The sequence below is a fragment of the Amycolatopsis sulphurea genome (genome assembly GCF_002564045.1).
In the GTDB taxonomy this organism is placed as follows: Bacteria; Actinomycetota; Actinomycetes; order Mycobacteriales; family Pseudonocardiaceae; genus Amycolatopsis; species Amycolatopsis sulphurea.
In genome coordinates this window covers 3,221,542-3,242,365 of the sequence record NZ_PDJK01000002.1, presented here as the reverse complement: position 1 = coordinate 3,242,365, position 20,824 = coordinate 3,221,542, and the positions used below count along the sequence as shown (strand labels likewise).

The following is a 20,824-nucleotide window of genomic DNA, read 5'->3' as shown; positions in this document are numbered from 1 at the left end:
CAAGACTCCAACCCGCACGGGCCACACGACGTCGGCCCAGAGGAGTCGCCATGCCCGCCAACCCGCACCACCTGTCACGCGAGCCCGCCGCCCAGGCATTCGCCGAGGCCACCGCGAACCCGCCGGTCCGCTGCCAACTGCCCTCAGCCGAAGACCGCACGGCCGTGGACGACGCACAGCGCAGCGAGATCGCCAAGCCCGAGGTCCACGACAAGTGGATCACGATCAAGGGCGGCGTGATCCGCCCGCGCGGAGGGCACGCTGCCGGTGATCGTCTACGTGCACGGCACCGACTGGGTGTTCGGCGACGCGCACGCCCACGACCGCCTTTTCCGCAACCTCGGCGCGAACGCCGCGGTCGTGTTCCCGGAGTACGACCGCTCGCCGGAGGCGCGCTACCCGACCGCGATCGAACAGTGCTACGCCGTCGCGGGCCGGGATAGTGCGGCGAACATGCTCGACCCGACGCGTATCGCGGTCGCGAGCGGCTCGGTGGGCGGCAATATGGCCATCGTCGTGACCCTGCTGACCAAGCGACGTCGCAATGTCGGCTTCGTCCAGCAGGTGCTGTTCTATCCGGTCACCGACGCCGCCTTCAACATCGATTCCTACCGCCGCTTCGCCGAGGGCTACTTCCTCACCCGCGCGGACATGCGGTGGTTCTGGGACCAGTACACCATCAGCGAGCAAGACCGGCCCCAGATCACCGCGTCCCCGTTGCGGGCCAGCACGGAGCAGTTGGCGAGACCGCCGCCGGCGTTGGTGATCACCGCCGACGCGACGTACTGCGCGCCGCGGGCGATGACTGCGCGGCCACGCTGCGCGCCGCGGGAATGCCGGCCACGGCGGTGCACTACAGCGGGATCATCCACGACTTCGTGATGTTCAACGCGCCCAGGCCGGCGACCGCGGCCATCGCACCGGCCACCACAGTGTTGCGCGCGGCACTGCATCCAGCACACATCCCGCACATCCCGCCGAAACGACCGCCTGATGGCAGACGGAGACTCGATCATGACCCTCACCCCCCGCGAACTGTCCGAGATCGACGATGCGAACGCGTCCGGACGGCAGCCGGTGGTGTTCGTGCACGGACTATGGCTGCTGGCCAGCAGTTGGGATCCCTGGCGGCGCCTGTTCGACGCGGCCGGGTTCGCGACCGTCGCGCCAGGCTGGCCGGACGACCCGGCCGGCTTGGCCGAGGGCCGCGCCCACCCGGAGGTGTTCGCCGGCAAGTCCGTCGGCGCCGTGACCGATCACTACGCCGAAGCGATCGGCAGGCTGCACCGCAAGCCTGCCATTGTCGGACACTCCTTCGGCGGGCTGATCACCCAGCGCCTGGCCGGGCGCGGGCTGGCCGTGTGCTCGGTGCCGATCGACCCGGGGCCGTTCCGCGGTGTGCTGCCGTTGCCGTTCTCCTCACTCAAGGCGGCCTGGCCGGTGATCGGCAACCCCGCCAACCGTCGGCGGTCGGTCATGCTGACCTTCGAGCAGTTTCGGTTCGGGTTCGCCAACGCCGTGTCCGAGCGGGAGGCGCGCGCGTTGTATGACACGTTTCCGGTGCCGGGCTCGGGTATTCCGTTGTTCCAGGCGGCGTTCGCGAATCTCAACCCGCGCAGCGAAACCAAGGTGATCACGAAAGGACCCGACCGCGGACCGATGAAACTGCTGTCCGGCGAGCAGGACAACATCGTGCCGTGGGCGATCGCGAACGCCTCCTACCGCAAACAATCCCGCAACACCGACATCACCGAGATCCAGGAAGTACCCGGCCGTGGCCACTCACTGGTCTTCGACTCCGGGTGGGAGGACGTGGCCACGCTCGCCGCGGATTTCGTGCGGCGACACACGAGCGGGCCGGAGGTGTGATCAGAGCCGGCGGGAGCCCGGCCGGTCGCGCGCGACCAGAACCGCTGCGGGGTGAGGACCGCGCGGGCGACCGGTGGGATGTCCAACGGGTGCCGGGCGGTCAGGCGCAACGGTGATCCTTGACCACGTTGCCGCTCTCGATGACGGGGCGCGACCCGGTTGGCGTCGCTGAAGATGTTGGGTCGTCGAATGGGTTGTAGTCCTGCCGGGCACAGAACCCCTGGCCACGAAGGTGACCAGGGGTTCGCGAGCGCGCTGGACGTTTCCGCACACGCCCTGCTGGGGTTGCCGTGAGGCTGCCAACAGAACAAGTCACATCGTCGCCCGAGACGTCGCGGGGATCGGGAACGCGCGAAGCTGGTGAGCTATACGCGGGTTTCCTCAAGTTCGCGCTCCGGTGTCGATTGCGTTGGGTTCGCAATCGGGGTCGGCGGATCTTGGAGTTGACGGCGAAGTGGCGTCCGGGGTGGCGGTAGCGGTTGCGCCCGTGGAGGTAACCGGCAATCGCGGGTTTGCCGGTGGCGATGCGCCGGCAGGATCCCGGACCGCGGCAACCGCACCTCCACAGCCAGCCGCACGACCACCGGCCTGGATGCCCACGCGACACCATGACAGCGTCAACGTTTCTGGACGAGGCAGCTAGACGCTCAGCCGGGCGGCGGCGGCCTCGTCGTCGGTGGATACCTTCATCTCCGCCGGTTGCAGCTCGACTGTCACAGGAGCCACGTCGAGCAGTTCGAGCAGCCGAGGGAGGTAGTTGGTCAGCACCCCGGTGTTGTGTGCGTCCGCGGCGGCGCGCGAGGCATAGCCCTCGATCACCGTCACTCGCAGCGGGTCGGTGCCCGGTTCGACGAGAAACGCGTAGCGCAAGGTGCCGGGTTCGGTGCGCAGCACCTCGGCGGCCAGGTCGGACAGCAGGGACAGCAGCTCGGGACCTTGGCCCGGCTTCGCCTGCAAGTGGGCTATGACAACAAGTTCTGAAACTTGGGACACTGTGGACTCCTTTACTCGTAGTGGTTGTTCAGGACTCGCGGACGGGCAGCCGCAGCGTCGAGGGAGCCGCCGCGGCGTGATGCAGGGTGTGCTGCGCGACGGCTGCTTCGTCGAGGGTCGCGAACTCCGGGATGGAGCGCGTGTGGAGGTTGCGGCTGTATCGCGGGAAGCTGAATCCGGCGACCTGGACACGGATGCGATGGCCGCGGCTGAACTGGTGTGCGACGTCGGACAGTGTGACGGTGACGGTGCTGGGCTGGTCAGGGTCGAGCCACGCATCGTCCGTGCCGTTGCGGTAGCGCGCTCGCTGCACGCCATCGGCGACGTTGACGGCGAAACCGTCGGGTTCGACGTCCACCAAAGTGACGCACACATCCGCGTCCGGTGCAGTGCTGGTGACGAACGCGACCAGCTCGGCCTGCCCGGCGATGGTCAGATCCTCGACCAACGGCGCACTGGTATAGACCAGCACATCCTCACGTCCGTCGACCACGCGCTGATCCTGGATACCCTCCGGTAGCGCCGCGCCGCCGCCGGCGTCGAACATGGCCGCCCCACCGTGTGAGGGGAACGGGTTGTGCGGATCGGCGGTGAAAGTGTCGGAAGCGGCGCCCGTGTGGTCGCCGGCCGTGGCGGTCAATCGGCCGTCACCACTCGCGGTCCGCGCGTCGCCATCGGAGACCAGGAACCACTCTTGAGCCGTCGACGCCGGGGGCCACGAGGGAGCGTGTGCCCAGGTGTTCGACCCGCCGACGAAGTAGGTGACCTGTCCGGGCCCGGACAGGTACGGCGCGGCGATGGGATAGCCCGAACCGTCGCCGCCGCGCAGGTGACGGTCGAAGTACGCGGCGAGCACCGGGCCCCACGTCGGCACTCCGGCCGCGGCGTTGTCGAGAACGCGTGCGCCGACCTGGCTGAACGCGGTGTAGGTGCTCATATGGGTCCACGGCCCGGCGATCAGGCCGGCGTTCTCGTTGCCGGCCAGCCGGTTGGCGAGCCGGAACTGGGTGGGAGCGCAGAAGTCTCGATATCCGCTGATCTGCAGAAACGGGATGGTGACTCGTTCAGGTTCGGTGAGCAGGTTCGGCGTGTCCCAGAACGGGTCGTGCGGCGAACGAAGCCAGTCGGTCCAGAACGGCGCGATCCGCCTGTCGTCGAGCGGAGCGATATCGGTCAGCGGTAGCCGGCTCGCGGTGCTGTACCGGTCGGCGAGGACCTCGGTGAGCAGCTTGCGCGCACGCTCCCGTTCGGCGGCGTCCAGAGAACTGTGATCGAGGCCGGCGAGAGCCAGGCCGAGGCCGTAGGTCGTCAGGAACCCGAGTTCGAAAGCGCCGCCCGGACGGGCGGTGTGGCGCATGTCGACCGTGCCGATCATGGCGACCGCCGCTTTGAGGTGCGGGTTGCGCGAGGCAACGGCCTGCAGCACGGTCATGCCGAGATAGGACGAGCCGTAGATCCCGACGTTTCCGTCGCTCCAGGGCTGTGCCGCGGCCCAGTCGATGGCATCGTAGGAGTCGTTGTACTCCTGGGTGATGAAGTCGAACTCGCCGCCGGACCCGAACCGGCCGCGAACATCCTGGACGAGCACGGCGAAGCCCTGGCGGGCGAGCCACAACGGGTCGGCGACGATCCCCGACACGCGGAAGGGATCCGTGCGGTCGTAGGGCGTTCGGTGCAACAACACCGGCCAGTGACCGTCGTCGGCCGGACGGTAAAGGTCGCCGGCAAGAGTGACGCCATCACGGGTCGTCATATGCATATCGGCGTCGATACGCGGCTTGTACATCTCGTGCTCCTCTTGCTGTCAGCACCACAAAGGGGCTAGACCCAGGCAACAGCGCTGCGCGGGCAGTGCCGGTCTGTGCTTGTGCGGAAGCCGGCCGCGCGGCAGACCTATGCGCTGGGGAGCCATAGGCAGGGCGGCGTGCGGTGGCGTTCTGGCCGGCAGGCGCGTCCAGACTCCACCGACCACGTTCGTCTCCAGACCATAGGAGGGGGTGAATTCAAACCGACCGGTATATCAGGTTCTGCGAGGCTAGCCATTGCCGGCCGTCGGCGCAATGGGCGACGACGAACGTGCGGGAGGGCGCCGGCTCGTCACCGCGCCTGAGCGAGCAGTCCCGCGCAGGGACCGCGCACCGCCCGCGACCTCCCAGGCCGCCTCGATCATCCGGAAGATCTCGTTCACGGCGGCCTCCGGATCGGCGGCTTCGCGGCCGATCGAGAAGGCGTCGATCACGAATCGCGCGATGGTCCGGCAGGCTATGGCGCCCTCCGGCAGGTCGCGGTCGGCCGCGATGGCGGTGGCCAGCGACTCCGCGTGGCGTAATCTCATCGACTTCTCGAAGTCCCGCAGCGCGGGCGACTCGTCGATCATCTGCCAGTACGGGGCGGTGCCCTCGGCGGTGCAGTGTCGGATCAGTCCCTGGATCTCGCGGCGCAGTGCCGCCATCAGCGGCTCGTCGGCGGAGCGGTGCGTGACCGCCCGCATGAGGCGCTGTTCGAAGTCGTCGTCCCGCTCGAACACCAGCGACTCTTTCGAGGCGAAGTGAGAGAAGACCGTGGTCACCGCCACATCGGCGGCGGCGGCCACCTCGCGGATCCCCACCGCGTCATACCCACGTTCGAGAAAGAGCCGCAGTGCGGTGTCGGCGATCTTCTGACGGGTCGCGGCCTTCTTGCGCTCGCGACGTCCCAGCGGCACATCGGTCATGAGCTAGAACCTATCAGGTACGAAACAATATCTGTTGTGAAACCATAACAGATAGTGCTAACTTCAGGCTATGAAAAAGGTGATCTTCGCCGAGTACGGTGGGCCGGACGTCTTGCAGCTCGTCGATGCCGAGGAGCCGCACGCAGGCCCCGGCGAGGTGCGCATCGCCGTGCGGGCCACTGGTGTGAATGCCCACGACTGGCGGGTTCGCGAAGGCCAGTTCCGGGACTCACACCCGATCGAGCTGCCCTCCGGGGTGGGACTCGACGCGTCGGGCGTGGTGGACGAGATCGGCGAGGGCGTCACCGGGGTCGAGATCGGCGACCGCGTGTTCGGCGAAGGCTCGCAGACCTACGCGGAGTTCGCGGTGCTGTCGGCGTGGGTTCCGATACCCGAGGGCCTGACCTTCGAAGAGACGGCCGGCTATGCCTCCATCGCCGAGTCCTCGCTGCGTGTCCTGCGCCAGGTCGGCGTGCAGCCCGGACAGACGCTGCTCGTCAGCGGTGCCTCTGGTGGAGTCGGATCGGTGGTGCTGCCGGTCGCCCGCGAGCGCGGCATCGCCGTCATCGGCGTCGCCGGGCCGGACAGTCAGGACTATGTTCGCAGTCTGGGTGCCCTCGCCACCACCTACGGTCCCGGCTGGGTCGAGCGAGTGCGGCAACTCGGCAAGGTCGACGCGGCGCTCGACGTCGCCGGTTCCGGGGTGGTTCCCGAACTGGTGGAGCTGACCGGAGACCCGCATAAGGTCATCTCCATGGCCGATCTCAGCGCACCAGAGCACGGTGTGCGGTTCTCCGGGACGGCAGGCAGTGTGCAGGACGCTCTCGACGAGATCGTCGACCTTGTCGCCGCGGGCAAGCTGCGTATCCCGGTGGAGCGGACCTACCCCCTCGCTGACGCCGCGACCGCGCAAATCGACAGCCAGGCCGGCCACACGCGCGGACGCCGGGTCATCGTCATCTGAGTCGTACCGAGTGCACGACCCGACGCGCCGCCGATCGGCATGCGGGGTGGCGGCACGAGCACCACCCTTACCGTCGCCGGGATCACGGCGTGAAAGCAGCCACGAGCGGGCGGACGCCGACGTCCTCGGGGTCCCGGCAAAGTTGGTGGAGGACCCGTGATCAGCAGAGAGAGCCGTGGCTGCCACGTCATCATCGACGACAGCTGCCCTCTTCGTCGAATGCGCCCGGCAGCAGGCGAAGCGGAGCTATTCGAGATGCGCGACCACCTCGTGGTGTGCGCCGGACCTGTCCCGGGTCTGTGAAGGGGCCCTTCACGGACTCAGAGTCCGTGAAGGGCCCCTTCACGGACCTTCACAGCCCTCCGCAGCTGCGCAGGGCCCCTCACACCGACTTTGCCGACACCCTGTCCTCGGGCCTCAACCGAACACGCTTGCCGCGAACGGACCGAACCGGGCCACCGGAGGTCCGGTGGGATTGGAGTGACATGTCCACGAAGCGTATCGCCAACCTGCACCCCATCGGCGCCGAAGGGCACCGGTACTACGAGGTTCCCGGCTCCATCATCGGGAACGGATTCTCCTCCGAGGTCGTCGCGCCCTTGGTGCCCACCGTTTTCCTGACCGAAACCGACCGCAGGTTGATGGATCTCGCCTACCTCGAAGCCGGTATGCGTGCTCAGGAAGCCGGCTTCGACGCCATGTTCGTCAACTCGGTCGCGGATTACGGGCTGCACCTTTTGCGGGAGTCGGCCGAGATTCCGGTGATCGGAGCGGGCCAGGCGGCGATGCAGCTCGCGGCCGGGCTTGGCGCGCGTTTCGCGATCCTCACGGTGTGGCCGCCCGCCACCCGGTCGCTCTACGAGCGGCTGCTGTCCGACTACGGCCTGCGCGACCGTTGCATGGCGGTTCGTCATGTCACCGAGGACGCCGAACTGTCCGGGGTGATCTCGGAGGACGGCCTGGTGGCCAGGATGCACGCGGGCCGCGAGGAAGTGACCGAGCGGATCGCGCTCGAAGGGGCACGCCTGGTGAGTCAGGGCGCGGAAGCGATCGTCCTCGGATGCGGATGCATGAGCCCGATTCATCGAGACCTCGCCGACCGTCTCCCCGTGCCCGTGGTCGACTCGATCACTGCGGGACACAAGCTGGCGGAATCGCTGGTATCGCTCGATCTGCGTCCGGCACGGCCGTGGGTACCGCCGGTCGGCCTCGACTACCTTCGGCACATGATCCGGGAAACGGCGCACCTGGCCGCGGAGCTCAAGTTGACCGCTGACTCCTGCGGTGACAGCTGCTCGATTGTCAGCGCCACCGAGACGCTCGGAACGCGGCACCGCGGAGGTCTGTGAAGGGCCCCTTCACAGACCCGAGACAGGTCCGGCGCACAGCGCGAGGTGGTCGCGCGTCTCGAACACCTCCGCATCGCCCGCTGCCGGGCGCAATCGATCGAGAGGGCAGGCACCGTCAACGATGCGCGGCAGCCACGGCACTCTGCTGATCACGGGTCCTCGACCAACTTTGCCGGGACCCTGCGGTGGCAGCTGCTCGATTGTCAGCGCCACCGAGACGGAGGAACAGACTCGGAGCGCGGCACCGCGCTCCGAGTGAGGTCGATCAGTCGCCCAGATCGTCACTCGGCCAGTAGTTCATGGCCGCCAGGCCTTCGGCCATGAGGCCGTAACCCACGTTGTCCTGGAAGGCCCGGCGGATCAGCTGGGTGAACAGGTTGCGGGTCGAACGCAAGGTGAGGTCCGGCTTGACGGCGAGTCCGCGTGCAAGTTCCATGGCGCGGGCCATGAGGTCTCCGGACGGGAGTACCTCGTTGACCAGTCCGAGGCTCAACGCCTCGCCGGCAGGAATGTGCTGTCCGGTGAGGAGCATGTACCGGCCTCGGTTGAACCCCATCAGCAACGGGTAGATCACCTGAATGCCATCGCCCGGCACCAGGCCGTTCGAGAAGTGCGGACGATCGGCGAACACCGCCGTTTCCGCTGCGAGCGTGATGTCGCACAACAGCGCGATCTCCGAATGAATCGTCGCGGGGCCGTTGATCGCCGCGATCATCGGGACCTCGATGTCGAGGTGGCTCAGGACGAGGCGCCGACCGGTGAAATGGATCCGATGCCACATCTCCGGTGTGACGGACATGCCGCCGAAACCTTCTTTGTCGATGAAGGTCTCACCCGAACCGGTCAGGATGACGACGCGATTCTCCGGATCGCGCGCGATGTCCTCCCACAACGACGCCAGCTCCTCCTCGGGATCGTGTCCCCACACCAAGTCCTGACCATCGGTGTGCATCCGGGCGACAAGGATGCCCAAGTCGTCGCGTTCGAGTTTGACGTGGTGGTACTTCGGTGCGTATTCCGCAAGGCGCGTCACCAGCATGCTGAGCCTCCTCGATCTCGGCCGTCCCGGCTACCGGCTCTCGACCGGCTGGGGCCGGTTGGCGGCCAGCCGGTCGACCGTCGCCTGAGTGGCGATCCTGGCCTCGGGATATCCCGACATACGGACGGTGTAGGTCTGCTCAAGCGAATACCCGTCGAACAGGCTCATCGCCTCACACCCGTTCATGGCGCTCTTGGCGAGCCGAACAGCGTTCTTGCCCTTGCCGGCGACATGGGTCGCCAGCTCGATCGCCCGGGGCAGCAGACGATCGTGGGAAACCACCTCGAACGGCGCGCCCCAGCGAACCATGTCTTCGGCTGTCACCGGATCGGCCGTGAACAGCATCCGCCGCATGGCCTGCTCGGGAATCATCCGCGCGGCGAACTTGGCACCACCGAGGACTCCCACCTTGAGCTCGGGAAGGCAGTATGTCGATCGATCGCTCGCCACGACCAGGTCGGCGCACGACACGATCGCGAATCCCGAGCCGAGCGCGGGGCCGTTGACCGCCGCGATGACCGGAATGCTCGCCTCATAGACGGCCTTGAGGGAACGCCACACGCGCGCCATCCGCTTGTCGCCGTTGTCGGGGTTGAGTTCGAGGAACTCATGGAGATCGTTTCCCGCCGAGAAGGCACGGTCGCCGGCACCGGTGACCACCACGGCGTCGAGCCCGTCGTCGTGTCCCACGTTCTCGAAGAACGCCCGAATCTCGTCGAACATGTCCTCGCTGATCGCGTTGACCGCGCCGCGATTCAGGGTCACCACCGCCACCCCCGAGGCAACCACATCCACCTTCAGATAGTCATACGATGAGCTCATCTCTTCCTTTCCTCGCTTCTCCGGAGATGCCCGATCCGATCGCCCGGCGCCCACTCCCACTGCCGCAGAACGTTCTTCTGCACCTTTCCGCTGGGCGTGCGCGGGAGATCGCTCACGACGACCAGGCGTTCGGGGATCTTTTGCGTGGCCAGTCCTTGAGCGAGCAGGTGTTCGCGCACGTCGGCCAAGGTCGGTCCGTTGCCCAGCGGAATGAGGTAGGCGCACACCAGCTCGCCGGTCCGCGGGTCCGGCGAGGCGACGACCGCGACCTCGGCGATCCGCGGGTGCGTCCCCAGCGCTTCCTCGATGTCGCGCGCGCTGAATTTTTCGCCGGAACGGTTGATGATGTCCTTTACCCGGCCGGAGATTCGCAGTGATCCGTCCTCGGCCAGCACTCCCAGGTCGCCACTTCGACCGAACCCGTCCGAAGTGAACGCCCCGGTGTTCTGTTCGGCATCGAGGTAGCCGAGGAACATGTCCGGGCCTCGCCACACGACCTGCCCTTGCCTCCCGGGCGTGAGCGCGACCTCCTCCTCATCGATCACTTTGACCGTGGTCGACCCGAACGGGTATCCATCGCTGACCGCGCGTTTCCCCGCAAGACTGCTCGGCCATTGGGCTACGGCCGAGGGGCACTCCGACGCTCCGTACAGACGGTAGGTCGGCCCGATCGATGCTTCTGCCGAGGCGATCAGCTCGGCGCTCATGTCGGCACCCCCGCAGGCGACGACGCGTACATGGCTGAGCGGACTGGCCGGGGCCGAAGCCGATTCGGTGAGGTCCCTGATGAACGGGGCCGAGACCATCGTGAAGGTCGCCTTCTGCTCTCGGATCAACCGCCACGCAGTCTCCGCGCTCCACTGGTCCTGAAAGACCACACGAAGTCCCAGCAGCACCGGCGCGAGGCAACCCCACAGGAAGCCCGTGATGTGCGTGACGGGCGAGGGCATGAAGACGACATCGTCCTCGGTCAGCTCGTAGATGGCCGCCTGTGAGAAGACCTCGTACCGCAACGTGTTGTGGCTGTGCAGAACTCCCTTGGGCGACGCGGTCGTCCCGGAGGTGTAGAGCAGCAGCGCGATGTCGTCGGCGTCGATCCTCCCTGCCTTCGGCATCGTCGCGGGGGCCGTGTCCAGTGGTGCGCCCAGTTCGACGTGCCGGATCTCGGTGCGGGCCGGCACCGGCAGGTCCGCGTAGACCTCCCGGTAGTCGCGGCCACGATGCGTCACCGGCGCCACCACGAACCTGGGGACGGCTTCGTCGAGAATCTGCGAGAGCTCGTGACCGCGATAGATCGGCACGATCGGGTTGACCACGGCGCCGAGCGAGAGCGCGGCCCACACGTAGGCGAGCGCCTCGCGGCCGTTGGGCAACTGCACCGAGACGACATCGCCCGCGACCGCACCCGCATCGGCCATCGCGCGAGCCAGCCGCGCCGCGGCCGCGTGCAACTCGGCGAACGTCACTGGACCTTGAGCATCCACGGCGGCGAATCTGTCCGGCCACTTCCGCGCGGCCTCGTCCAGCGCGCCGACAAGGACAAGATCCGCCCACGCCCCGCTCCGGCGATAACCGTCGCCGACCCACGGCTCAGGGTACCGAGTTCCCCTCACCTGTCCTCCATTTCCAACCTACCCGACGGTTAGAATACGGTACTCTCGAAGCGGGCGCCAGACTCCATCGCTCCGGCAAGCCGGGAGCCGGCGCGAGGACACCGAGCCCCGCTCGACACCGTCCGGCCGCCTCGATATTCAGACTTCCGAGTAGTCGGGACAGAGGTCGGCCGACCACGCCATCGCCACGGAGAACAGGAAGCAGGACATGGATTTTTCGTTCAGCACACGAGTGGCCGATGCGCAGCACCGCCTGCTCACCTTCATGGACGAGTGCGTCTATCCGAGCGAGGCCACCTACGCCGCACAGATGGCGGAGGCCGGCGATCCGCATCACGTGGCGGCGGTCCTGGAGGAGCTCAAGCGCGAAGCCCGCGCTCGCGGTCTATGGAACCTCTTTCTCCCGGATTCCGAGCATGGGGCCGCACTGACGGTGCATGAGTACGCACCGCTGGCCGAGATCATGGGACGGAGCGTGCTCGCCTCGGAGGCCTGCAACTGTTCACCGCCCGACTCGGGCAACATGGAACTGCTCGCGAAGTACGGCAGCCCCGAGCAGAAGAAGCAGTGGCTGGAGCCACTGCTCGACGGAACGATCAGGTCGGCCTTCGCGATGACCGAGCCCGACCGGGCCAGCTCCGACGCCACGAACATCGCGATGAGGTTCGTGCGCGACGGGGACGAGTACGTTCTCAACGGCCGGAAGTGGTGGACCTCCGGAGCGCTGGATCCTCGCTGCGCGTTCCTGATCGTGATGGGCCGCACGAGTGATGACGGCCCGCGTCACCGGCAGCAGAGCCAGATCATCGTCCCCATGGGCACCGAAGGCCTCACCGTGCTGCGCAACCTCCCCGTGTTCGGCTACCGGCACCGGGAGGGCCACGGCGAGATCGAGTTCCGCGACGTCCGGGTGCCGGCATCGAACCTGATCGGCGGCGAAGGCGACGGATTCGCCATCGCCCAGGGTCGTCTCGGACCGGGCCGGATCCACCACTGCATGCGCACGATCGGCGCGGCCGAACGAGCCCTGGAGATGATGATCGATCGAGCGGTGGCGCGGTCCACCTTCGGTGCCGCGCTCGCGGAGCGGGCGAACGTAGGAGACTGGATCGCCCAGGCGCGGATCGACATCGACATGGTCCGCCTGCTGACGTTGGAAGCGGCCTGGCTGATGGACACGGTGGGATACAAGCAAGCGGCGTCCAAGGTCGCCGCGATCAAGGTGGCGGCGCCTGAGGTCGCACTGCGCGTCGTCGACCAGGCCATCCAGATCCACGGGGGCGCCGGAGTGTCCGACGACACGATCCTGGCCGAACTTTGGGCACATCTGCGGACGATGCGGATCGTCGACGGTCCCGATGAGGTGCATCGGATGGCGATCGCGCGCCATGAGATCCGGTCCCGGTCGAAGCAGGACGCATGACGGCGGTGTTCGACCTCGATGCGGCGCAGCGCTGGCTTGGCGAACAAGGGATCGCGCTGGGACACCGGGTCAGCTCACGCAGGCTGGGCGAGGGCAACTCGAACCTGACCTACCTGCTCACCACCGAGGGCTCGCTTCCCGATCTCGTGCTGCGGCATCCACCACGCTCGGACGACGGCTCCGCGCGCTATGTGAAGCGCGAGTTCGACATCCTGACGGGACTCGCCGCGACCGACGTACCGGTGCCATCCCCGGTGGCGCTGTGTACCGACGCGTCGGTGGCGGGTGCGCCGTTCCTCGTGATGGCGCATCTCGCCGGGGCCGTCATGGACTCCATCGACGACGCGCGCCTGTTGCCCCTCGACGTCCGCGCCCGGGTCGGACCCTCGCTGGCGGAGCGCCTGGCGGGGATTCACGCTCTCGATCCGCAACAGTGCGGACTCGACCACATCGGCCCGCGTACGAGCTACGCCGAACGCCAGATCAACCGGTGGGCCCCGAAGTGGACCGCGATCGGCAACGCCACCGACCGGGAGGTCGACGAGATCACGCGATACCTGAAGCTGCGCATGCCACCACAGGCCGAGCATCAGATCGTCCACGGTGACTACAGCCTGGGCAACGTGCTTCTCGATCCAACGGGGTCTGTATCGGGTGTGCTGGACTGGGAACTGTGCACCCTGGGAGACCCGCTCGCCGACCTCGGCACCCTGCTCGCCTACTGGCCCGACGAGCCGGGCGTACATCCGGCCACCGACGACGACCTCACGCTTGAACCAGGCTTCGCCGGCCAAGCTGACATCGTGGAGGCGTACGCGGCGCAGTCGGGACGGGACCTGGCCAGCCTCGGGTACTTCAGGGTGCTCGCCTACTGGCGCCTGGCCATCATCATCCAAGGCGTGCACCAGAGGTGGCTGGTCGACCCGCGGTCCGCGAGCGCCGCTGCCGGGCGGCTGGGCAGGAAGGCCGAAAAGCTCATCCACCTGGGCCACGCGCTGATGCGTGCTTCGACGACGGGCTGACTACCGGCAGGCGCTACCGCGGCGACAGTTTCCCGCCGGGCGACGCGACGCTGTGCAGCCCGCCGAGAATGAAGTCGGCACACAGGTCCGCGAGCTTGTCGTCGCCGGCCGCGCCACCACGGGGCTGGTACCACGTGTGCATCCAGTTGAGGACGCCGAACGCCAGCAACGACAGCTGCTTGGCGTCAAGGGACTGATCGATCTTGCCGCTGAGCTGCTCGCCCTGGATCAGCGAGAGGACGAACCGCTCATACGCCTGGCGCATGACCATGATCGGCGCCATGCGCTCCGGACTCAGCGAGCCGACCTCCTGAAAGAAGACGGCGATCTTCTCCCGATGGGTGATCGCGTGCTGAACATGGAGCCGCGCCCACAGCCGCAGCTTCGCCGAGGCGTCGAGATCATCCTGCTCGTCGATCTCGGCCATGATCCGCTGGACGTCCTCGTGGATCTCGGCGAAGATCTCGTACAGCAGGTCCTCTTTGGAGCGAATGTGGTAGTACAGGCTCGGCTTGAGAATGCCGACTTCGTCGGCGAGGTCCTGCATCGAGGTGTTGACGTACCCGTTCGCCTTGAACAACTTGGCCGCGGCGTCACTGATCTGCCGCTGACGCTTGGCCGACCGGGCTCCGGTCGATCGTCGTGCCGGCATCCGACCCCCGCTCGTCCCCGTGCCGCTGGACATCTTCCACACCCTAGCAACTACCGACCAGTCGGCCAGATCTCAGGTCGGGCATCGGCGCGGTCACCACCCCGGCCGACACCGGATCGTGAACACCGGCGAGGACGAGGTGGCACGCGCCTGTGGTCTGATGATCCCGGCATTGAAGCGCCTGAGCCAGGTCCCACCCGGGTGGGGAGGAGATCGAGATGGCATCCGTCCCACGGTCGGCACTCGTCACCGGAGGCGCTTCGGGCCTTGGCCGCGCCACCGCGGAACTGCTCGCCGCGAACGGCTTTCACGTGGTGGCCGCGGATCTCAGCCCCAAGCCCGTCGCGGGCGTGACGGCCCTGGCCTGCGATGTGCTCGACGATCGGGATGTGCGTACCGCCTTGGACGCGGCGGAAGGCTTCGCGCCACTTCGGCTCGTGGTCCATTGCGCCGGGGTCGTGGGGAGCCCCGGGCGCCTCATCGACCTGTCGGGCTCACCGCTGTCCCTGGACCGGTTCCGGTCGATCGTCGAAGTCAACTTGGTCGGTACCTTCAACGTCCTGCGGCTCGCAGCCGAACGGATGCAGCACAACCCGATCGTCAACGAAGAGCGTGGGGTCGTCGTCACCACCGCATCCGCGGAAGCCTTCGAGGCGCCGGCGGGGCACGTCGCCTACGCGACGTCCAAAGGCGGTGTGGCCAGCCTGACCCTGCACGCCGCCCGCGACCTGGCCTCCCGGCGCATCAGGGTAGTCAGTATCGCACCGGGTATCTTCGACACGCCCATCCTGTCTCAGGTGCACCCGGAGTCGTCGCGACGGGTCACGGATCAGGTCCCGCATCCGCACCGCCTCGGCCGTCCCGCCGAGTTCGCCGCGCTCGCGCTGCACATCGCGGCCAACCCCATGCTCAACGGGGAGGTCATCCGACTCGACGGAGCGCTGCGGATCGCACCCTGACTGCCGGTTGGTCGGCACGACCTTCACCTCGCCGGACGGGCTTGACCGGTCACGAAGACGTCAGGGTGTCGGCAAAGTCGGCGTGAGGGACCCTGCGCAGACTGCGGAGGTCCGTGAAGGTCTGTGAAGGGGCCCTTCACAGACTCAGAGTCCGTGAAGGGCCCCTTCACAGACCCGAGACAGGTCCGGCGCACACCACGAGGTGATCGGGCATCTCGAACACCTCCGCTTCGCCCGCAGCCGGGCGCAATCGATCGAGAGGGCAGGCGCCGTCGATGGATGACGCGGCAGCCACGGCACTCTGCTGATCACGGGTCCTCGACCAACTTTGCCGGGACCCGGGCGAAGACGTGGTGCGGGTCGGTCATCAGGTGCTCTCCTCGGGCACGATCGCGTCGAGCCGCGCGCGCAGGACGCGTTTGGCGAACTTCCCGGTCCCGGTCTTGGGCAGGGCGTCGACGAAGTGCACGTCGTCCGGCAGCCACCACTTCGGCACCAGTGGCCGCAGGTGCGCCAGCACCTCGTCCATCGTGAGCCGAGCACCGTCACGGGGGACGACGAAGGCCACCGGGCGTTCGGACCAGCGCGGGTCGGGCTTCGCGACCACGGCCGCCTCGGCCACGGCGGGGTGTCCCATGATGTGGTTCTCGAGGGTGACCGAGGAGATCCACTCGCCCCCGGACTTCACGAGGTCCTTCGTGCGGTCGACGAGGTTCAGGTAGCCGCCGGGATCGACGGTCGCGATGTCACCGGTTCGCAACCAGCCGTCCTCGGTGAAACCGTCCGCGCCGGACCCATTGAGGTATCCCGACGCGATCCACGGCCCTGCCGCCTGCAGCTCGCCCGCCGAGACCCCGTCCCATGGTTGCTCCGCGCCCGTCTCGGGGTTGACCAGGCGCAGGTCGAACAAGGGCACGGGCCGTCCCTGCGTCGCACGCAGCCGGGCGCGCTCCTCGTCGTCCAGCTCGTTGTCCGCACCGCGCAACACGCCCACCGTGCAGATCGGACTGGTCTCGGTCATCCCCCAGGCCTGGGTGATCGGCAGCCCGATCGCCGCGCGCCAGCCCTCGGACAGGCTCTGCGGTACCGCGGCGCCGCCGCAGAGCACCATGCGCAGGCTGCTGAGATCGTGCTCGTGCAGCAGCGGCAGCGCACCCATCCAGATCGTCGGGACGCCGGCGCTGATCGTCACCCGGTGACGTTCGATCTGCGCCAGCAATTCGCCGGGAGCGGTCTGGGTGCCGGGCAGGACCAGGTTCGCCCCGGCAAGGACCGACGTGTAGGGCAGCCCCCAGGCGTTGACATGAAACATCGGTACCACGGGTTGCACGCGGTCGCGTTCGCCGATGGCCAGCACGTCGGCGGCGAGACTGGTCAGCGAGTGGAGCATCATCGAGCGGTGTGAGTAGAGCACTCCCTTCGGGTCACCGGTCGTCCCCGAGGTGTAGCACAGCGCCGCCGCCGAATTCTCGTCGTCGATCACGAACCGGCCCGAGTGCGGGGGTCCGCCGGCGAGCAACGTCTCGTAGTCCACGACACGGGGGTCGTCGGGCACCGCCTCGTTCGAGCCGTCGTCGATCACCACGATGTGGTGTACCGACGGCATGCGGTCGGCCACCTGCCACAAAGTGGGCAGGAGTGCGCGGTCGACGAACACGACGTCGTCCTGCGCGTCGGCCACGACGAACGCGAGCTGGTCCGGGAACAGCCGGATGTTGATCGTATGCAGCACGCGCCCCGAGCACGGCACCGCGAAGTACAGCTCCAGGTGCGTCTGGGTATTCGAGCAGAAAGTGCCGACCCGAGCCTCGGCCGGCACGCCCAGGCGGTCGAGCGCGGCCGCGAGCCCGCGGACGCGCTCGAAACACTCGCCATAGGCGGAGCGACGCTCACCCGACGCGGTCGCGGTCACGATCTCCTTGTCGGCGAACAACATCTCGGCCCGGTGGAAGACGTGCGGCAGGCTCAGGGGACGGTCCTGCATCAGTCCGATCATGGACGACTCCTCTCCAGATGCGAATACCAGCGGTGATCCGTCAGCCGCCAGGGTGTCGGCAAAGTCGGTGTGAGGGCCCCTGCGCCGACCGCGGAGGTCCGTGAAAGGTCTGTGAAGGGGCCCTTCACAGACCCGAGACAGGTCCGGCGCACAGCGCGAGGTGGTCGCGCATCTCGAACGCCTCCGCTTCGCCCGCTGCCGGGCGTGATCGACGAAGAGGGCAAGCGCCGTCGATGATGACGCGGCAGCCACGGCTCACTCTGCTGATCACGGGGCCACGACCCAACTTTGCCGGGAACCTGCGTCGGCCGCCGCGGCGATCCGGCCGCGGTGAGGCACGATCACTTCCCGGCTTCGGCCGTGCCCGGTTTGGCGATGATCCGGGTGTCGGTGGGAAGTGACTGGTCGACGGACGAGTTCTTGATCAGCATCGCCAAACCGGCGATCACCAGTCCGCACACGGCGAAGAAGATCCAGACACGGTCGTAATTGCCGGGTTGCGGGATCTTCGTGCCGGGGACGACCGATGCGGTGAGCAAGGCCGTCACGACCGCCGGGCCCAGAGAGGCGATGGCGGTGTTCGCCACCCTCGCTCCGCCGGTCACCATGCCGCCCTCGCCCGGACGTGCGGCACGCAGGTAATTCGTGACGGCAGCGGTGTAGGTCAGCGCGTAGGAAACCCCGAACAGGGCCATCTCCACGATGTACTGCCAGGTGTGGGTGTGATTCCCGGCGAACCAGAAGAAGACGGCCGCGGACAGCACGCCACCCGCCACAGAGGACGCTCGCGGTCCGATCACGCGGATGACCGGAGCCATCAGCGAACCGCCGAACGCGATGATCAAGCCGACCGGGAGAAGGTAGAGGCCCGCGGTGAGAACCGTGCCACCGAAGCCATATCCGGCCTTCGCCGGAGTCTGGACGTAGTTGCTGACGGCCAGGCAACTGTTGATGCCGAGGGTCGCCGACAACCCGGCCGCCAGGTAGGCCGGCCAGACCTGACGCCGGCGCATGATCCGCAGGTCCATGAGCGGGTTGTCGCAGTGCAGTTCCCAGAGCACCCAGGCGCCCAGAAGCACGATCGCGGCGACGATGAGGCCCAGCGTGCCCAGGGACGTCCAGCCCCACTTGTTCCCCAGCCCGATTCCGATGACCAGCGACGACAGCGCGCCGGCGACCAGGACCGCACCCAGGTAGTCGACTCTCGGCTGCGTGCGGGTGCGACTGTCCGGGACGAACGCCCACGACAGCACGAGAACGAGCGCGGAGAGGGCCGTCATGATCCACAACACGAGCCGGACAGTGCCGCCCTGCTGGAGGATGAAGCCGCCGAGCAGGAAGGAGATCGAGATGCCCGCACCCATCGCGGCGGTCATCAGCCCACTGGCCCGGTCCACGCCGCCCGCGGTCGTCACGCGCAACCGGAGCACGGCATAGAAAAGGGGATACGCGGCGCTCATACCCAGCACCGCACGGCCGGTGATGAACATCGCCGGGCCGGTCGCGACCGCGCACATGACGTTGCCGACGACCACCAGCAACAGGCTGATCAGCAGCAGTCGCCGGATACCGAAGATGTCGCCCAGACGCGCGAGAAGCGGCACGGCCGCGGCGCCCGCGATACCGGTGGCCGACAGCGACCACGCTCCCTGCGCCGCCGACATGTGGAACGTCTCGTTGAGGGACCCGAGCAGTGGAACGACGGTCAGTGTCTCGGTGTCGGCGGAAATCACCAGCAACGAGCCGATGAAACCGATCACGAGCGCGGCCGGGACCGGCACCGCGTTCAGGCGTCGTTCGACGCTGTCACCCCGAGCAGTAAGCGATGCTTCCCCCGCCTTTGCGGAAAGCTCCGTCATGCGATGTCCTCCGTCACGCAGCAAGGGCTTGGGCGGCCGTTGCGGATGGATGGTGGGATAGTCCTCTGCGACCGTAATATGACCAACCGGTAGGATAAGCATCGTGACTGTAGCCACCGCCCCGGCTGAAGCGCAACGGGTCGCGCGGACTCCGCCGAACGGATCGGCGGGGCCGGTGGTGGCGTACGGGCTCCCGGGTCGGCGAGTTTCGGGCCATCGGCTCGTTGCGTGGTCCGCGGCGCATGACCTACTCTGCCGGAACACGATTGACCGGTCGGTTTGAAATCGATGGCGGCTTCCTGGCCGAATGCAGCGGCCTGGCGCGCACAGCCCCGGGAGGGCGATACGGGTGAAGATCATCATTGCCGGTGCCTCCATCAGCGGCATGGCCGCCAGCTGCGTACTCGGCGCCGCCGGCCATGAAGTGCACGTCTACGAACGTTTGGCGAGCCGGCTGGAGGATCGCGGTGCCGGGCTCGTCGTCCACGAGAACCTGATCGCCGACGTGACCGGCCGCCCGCCCAGTGCGCTCGGCGCGATGAAGGTGACCGGCAGGCGGGTGACGGTGGAAACCGAGTCCGGCGCGATCTCGCGTCAGGACTACCCCGCGACGTTCGGCTCGACCACGTGGAACAGCCTGCACCAGCATCTGACGCGGAGTCAGTCCGCACCCGTCACCTCGGGCGTGGCGATCGCCGGGGTGTCCGACGCGGGCGACCACGTCGAGGTTCGGCTCTCCGATGGCACCACGGATTCGGCCGACGGGATGATCCTCGCGGACGGGTACGGTTCGAGACTCCGTTCGCTCGTGGACCCGCTGGCCGAGCCTCCGCACTACGAAGGTCTCATCCTGCTCCGGTCGGTCATGCCGGAAAGCGCCTGCCCTCCGGAGTTCCACGCCGCCTTCTTCGACGACACGATGCATCTGCACAACCGTCCCGGGGCCTACGGATTGATGTACACCACCCCTGGCGCCGGCGGCGTGGCCGAGCCAGGACGGCGAACCGCGAACGCCGGCATGTACCTGCCGTTGACTCAGGAACTTGTCGAAACGGCGTTCAGGTCCACCGACGGGACGTTACGCAACACGGTCCCGGCCGGTACCTGGCGACCGGGCGCGGCCGAGGCCCTGACCGGCCACCTGGATGAGAACTGGGACGTGACGATCCGGCACGCGCTGCTCTGGGGACTTCGCCACGGAACCCTGATGGGTTCGGCGATTTACACCTTCCGGCCGTCAAGGATCGCGCACGGGCGGATCGCGCTCGTCGGGGACTCCGGGCACGCCACCAGTCCGATCACCGGCGCCGGCTCCGCCGCGGCCCTCAAAGACGCGCTCGCGCTCGGGACGGCGCTGCGGGCCTGTGCGAGCAGCGACGTCGGCTCGGTTTTCGACGCGTACAACAGTGAGCGGCTCGATTCGGTGCAGTCCCTTGTGGACGTCGGCCGGGCCTGGAGCCGGGACTTTCTCACGGCGGGCGTCACCCCGGAGGATCCGCCGATCGTGCTGGCCAGTGTGGTCCGTCAGCCTTGAGAGCCGCCGGGGACAGA

Annotated in this window: 15 protein-coding genes and 2 pseudogenes; 8 read left to right on the top strand and 9 right to left on the bottom strand. The window is 67.7% G+C overall.

Translation table 11 applies throughout. The features are described 5' to 3' along the window. Positions 1-50: 50 nt before the first annotated feature. A pseudogene (locus tag ATK36_RS20950) lies at positions 51-950 on the top strand (alpha/beta hydrolase); the annotation flags it as partial. A 64-nt stretch (positions 951-1,014) separates the two neighbouring features. Next, on the top strand, positions 1,015-1,869 hold the full coding sequence (locus ATK36_RS20945; protein WP_098513078.1) for an alpha/beta hydrolase: 855 nt from the start codon (positions 1,015-1,017) through the stop codon (positions 1,867-1,869). A 639-nt stretch (positions 1,870-2,508) separates the two neighbouring features. Here ATK36_RS20945 and ATK36_RS32370 read toward each other — a convergent pair. The 3 genes and pseudogenes from ATK36_RS32370 to ATK36_RS20930 form a co-directional block, all read right to left on the bottom strand. Then, the gene (locus ATK36_RS32370) at positions 2,509-2,862 is read right to left on the bottom strand and encodes a putative quinol monooxygenase (RefSeq protein WP_170069824.1); all 354 of its coding nucleotides are present in this window, start codon (positions 2,860-2,862) and stop codon (positions 2,509-2,511) included. 28 nt (positions 2,863-2,890) lie between these two features. Next, positions 2,891-4,648, bottom strand: coding sequence for a CocE/NonD family hydrolase (locus ATK36_RS20935; protein WP_098513076.1), 1,758 nt, complete (start codon positions 4,646-4,648; stop codon positions 2,891-2,893). 357 nt (positions 4,649-5,005) lie between these two features. After that, positions 5,006-5,575 (bottom strand): annotated as a pseudogene (locus tag ATK36_RS20930) (TetR/AcrR family transcriptional regulator); the annotation flags it as partial. A 70-nt stretch (positions 5,576-5,645) separates the two neighbouring features. Between ATK36_RS20930 and ATK36_RS20925 the strand changes: the two are divergent. Both ATK36_RS20925 and ATK36_RS20920 read left to right on the top strand, forming a co-directional pair. Further along, entirely contained in the window at positions 5,646-6,539 is an 894-nt protein-coding gene (locus ATK36_RS20925; protein WP_098513074.1) for an NADP-dependent oxidoreductase, read from the top strand. A gap of 485 nt (positions 6,540-7,024) precedes the next feature. Beyond that, positions 7,025-7,888 carry an aspartate/glutamate racemase family protein gene (locus ATK36_RS20920; protein WP_098513073.1) on the top strand — a complete coding sequence of 288 codons (864 nt, stop codon included), beginning with the start codon at positions 7,025-7,027 and terminating at the stop codon, positions 7,886-7,888. A gap of 265 nt (positions 7,889-8,153) precedes the next feature. On the opposite strand, the gene ATK36_RS20915 is transcribed toward ATK36_RS20920, so the two are convergent. Genes ATK36_RS20915 through ATK36_RS20905 form a run of 3 tightly spaced genes read right to left on the bottom strand, consistent with a single transcriptional unit; the run spans position 8,154 to position 11,362 of the window. Beyond that, positions 8,154-8,927, bottom strand: a complete 774-nt coding sequence (locus tag ATK36_RS20915) for an enoyl-CoA hydratase/isomerase family protein (RefSeq protein ID WP_098513072.1) — start codon at positions 8,925-8,927, stop codon at positions 8,154-8,156. Positions 8,928-8,957: 30 nt separating this feature from the next. Beyond that, positions 8,958-9,722: an enoyl-CoA hydratase/isomerase family protein gene (locus ATK36_RS20910; RefSeq protein ID WP_211291915.1), complete on the bottom strand. Its 765-nt coding sequence runs from the start codon at positions 9,720-9,722 to the stop codon at positions 8,958-8,960. A gap of 23 nt (positions 9,723-9,745) precedes the next feature. After that, positions 9,746-11,362 carry an AMP-binding protein gene (locus tag ATK36_RS20905; RefSeq protein ID WP_098513070.1) on the bottom strand — a complete coding sequence of 539 codons (1,617 nt, stop codon included), beginning with the start codon at positions 11,360-11,362 and terminating at the stop codon, positions 9,746-9,748. Positions 11,363-11,570: 208 nt separating this feature from the next. On the opposite strand from ATK36_RS20905, the gene ATK36_RS20900 reads away from it, so the two are divergent. Together ATK36_RS20900 and ATK36_RS20895 are read left to right on the top strand one after the other, a co-directional pair. Then, the gene (locus ATK36_RS20900) at positions 11,571-12,785 is read left to right on the top strand and encodes an acyl-CoA dehydrogenase family protein (RefSeq protein ID WP_098513069.1); all 1,215 of its coding nucleotides are present in this window, start codon (positions 11,571-11,573) and stop codon (positions 12,783-12,785) included. Beyond that, positions 12,782-13,807 carry a phosphotransferase family protein gene (locus tag ATK36_RS20895; RefSeq protein WP_098513068.1) on the top strand — a complete coding sequence of 342 codons (1,026 nt, stop codon included), beginning with the start codon at positions 12,782-12,784 and terminating at the stop codon, positions 13,805-13,807. Before ATK36_RS20900 ends, ATK36_RS20895 begins: the two co-directional genes overlap by 4 nt. Before the next feature lie 13 nt (positions 13,808-13,820). Here the strand turns inward: ATK36_RS20895 and ATK36_RS20890 are convergent, their stop codons facing one another. Next, positions 13,821-14,459, bottom strand: a complete 639-nt coding sequence (locus tag ATK36_RS20890; RefSeq protein WP_170069823.1) for a TetR/AcrR family transcriptional regulator — start codon at positions 14,457-14,459, stop codon at positions 13,821-13,823. A gap of 218 nt (positions 14,460-14,677) precedes the next feature. Here ATK36_RS20890 and ATK36_RS20885 point away from each other — a divergent pair, with 218 nt between their 5' ends. After that, on the top strand, positions 14,678-15,418 hold the full coding sequence (locus tag ATK36_RS20885) for an SDR family NAD(P)-dependent oxidoreductase (protein ID WP_098513066.1): 741 nt from the start codon (positions 14,678-14,680) through the stop codon (positions 15,416-15,418). Between the two features lie 367 nt (positions 15,419-15,785). Here the strand turns inward: ATK36_RS20885 and ATK36_RS20880 are convergent, their stop codons facing one another. Beyond that, on the bottom strand, positions 15,786-17,414 hold the full coding sequence (locus tag ATK36_RS20880; protein ID WP_098513065.1) for a long-chain fatty acid--CoA ligase: 1,629 nt from the start codon (positions 17,412-17,414) through the stop codon (positions 15,786-15,788). A gap of 341 nt (positions 17,415-17,755) precedes the next feature. Further along, on the bottom strand, positions 17,756-19,273 hold the full coding sequence (locus ATK36_RS20875) for an MFS transporter (RefSeq protein ID WP_170069822.1): 1,518 nt from the start codon (positions 19,271-19,273) through the stop codon (positions 17,756-17,758). Positions 19,274-19,622: 349 nt separating this feature from the next. Here ATK36_RS20875 and ATK36_RS20870 point away from each other — a divergent pair, with 349 nt between their 5' ends. Continuing rightward, positions 19,623-20,807, top strand: a complete 1,185-nt coding sequence (locus ATK36_RS20870; RefSeq protein WP_170069821.1) for an FAD-dependent monooxygenase — start codon at positions 19,623-19,625, stop codon at positions 20,805-20,807. Positions 20,808-20,824 lie beyond the last annotated feature (17 nt).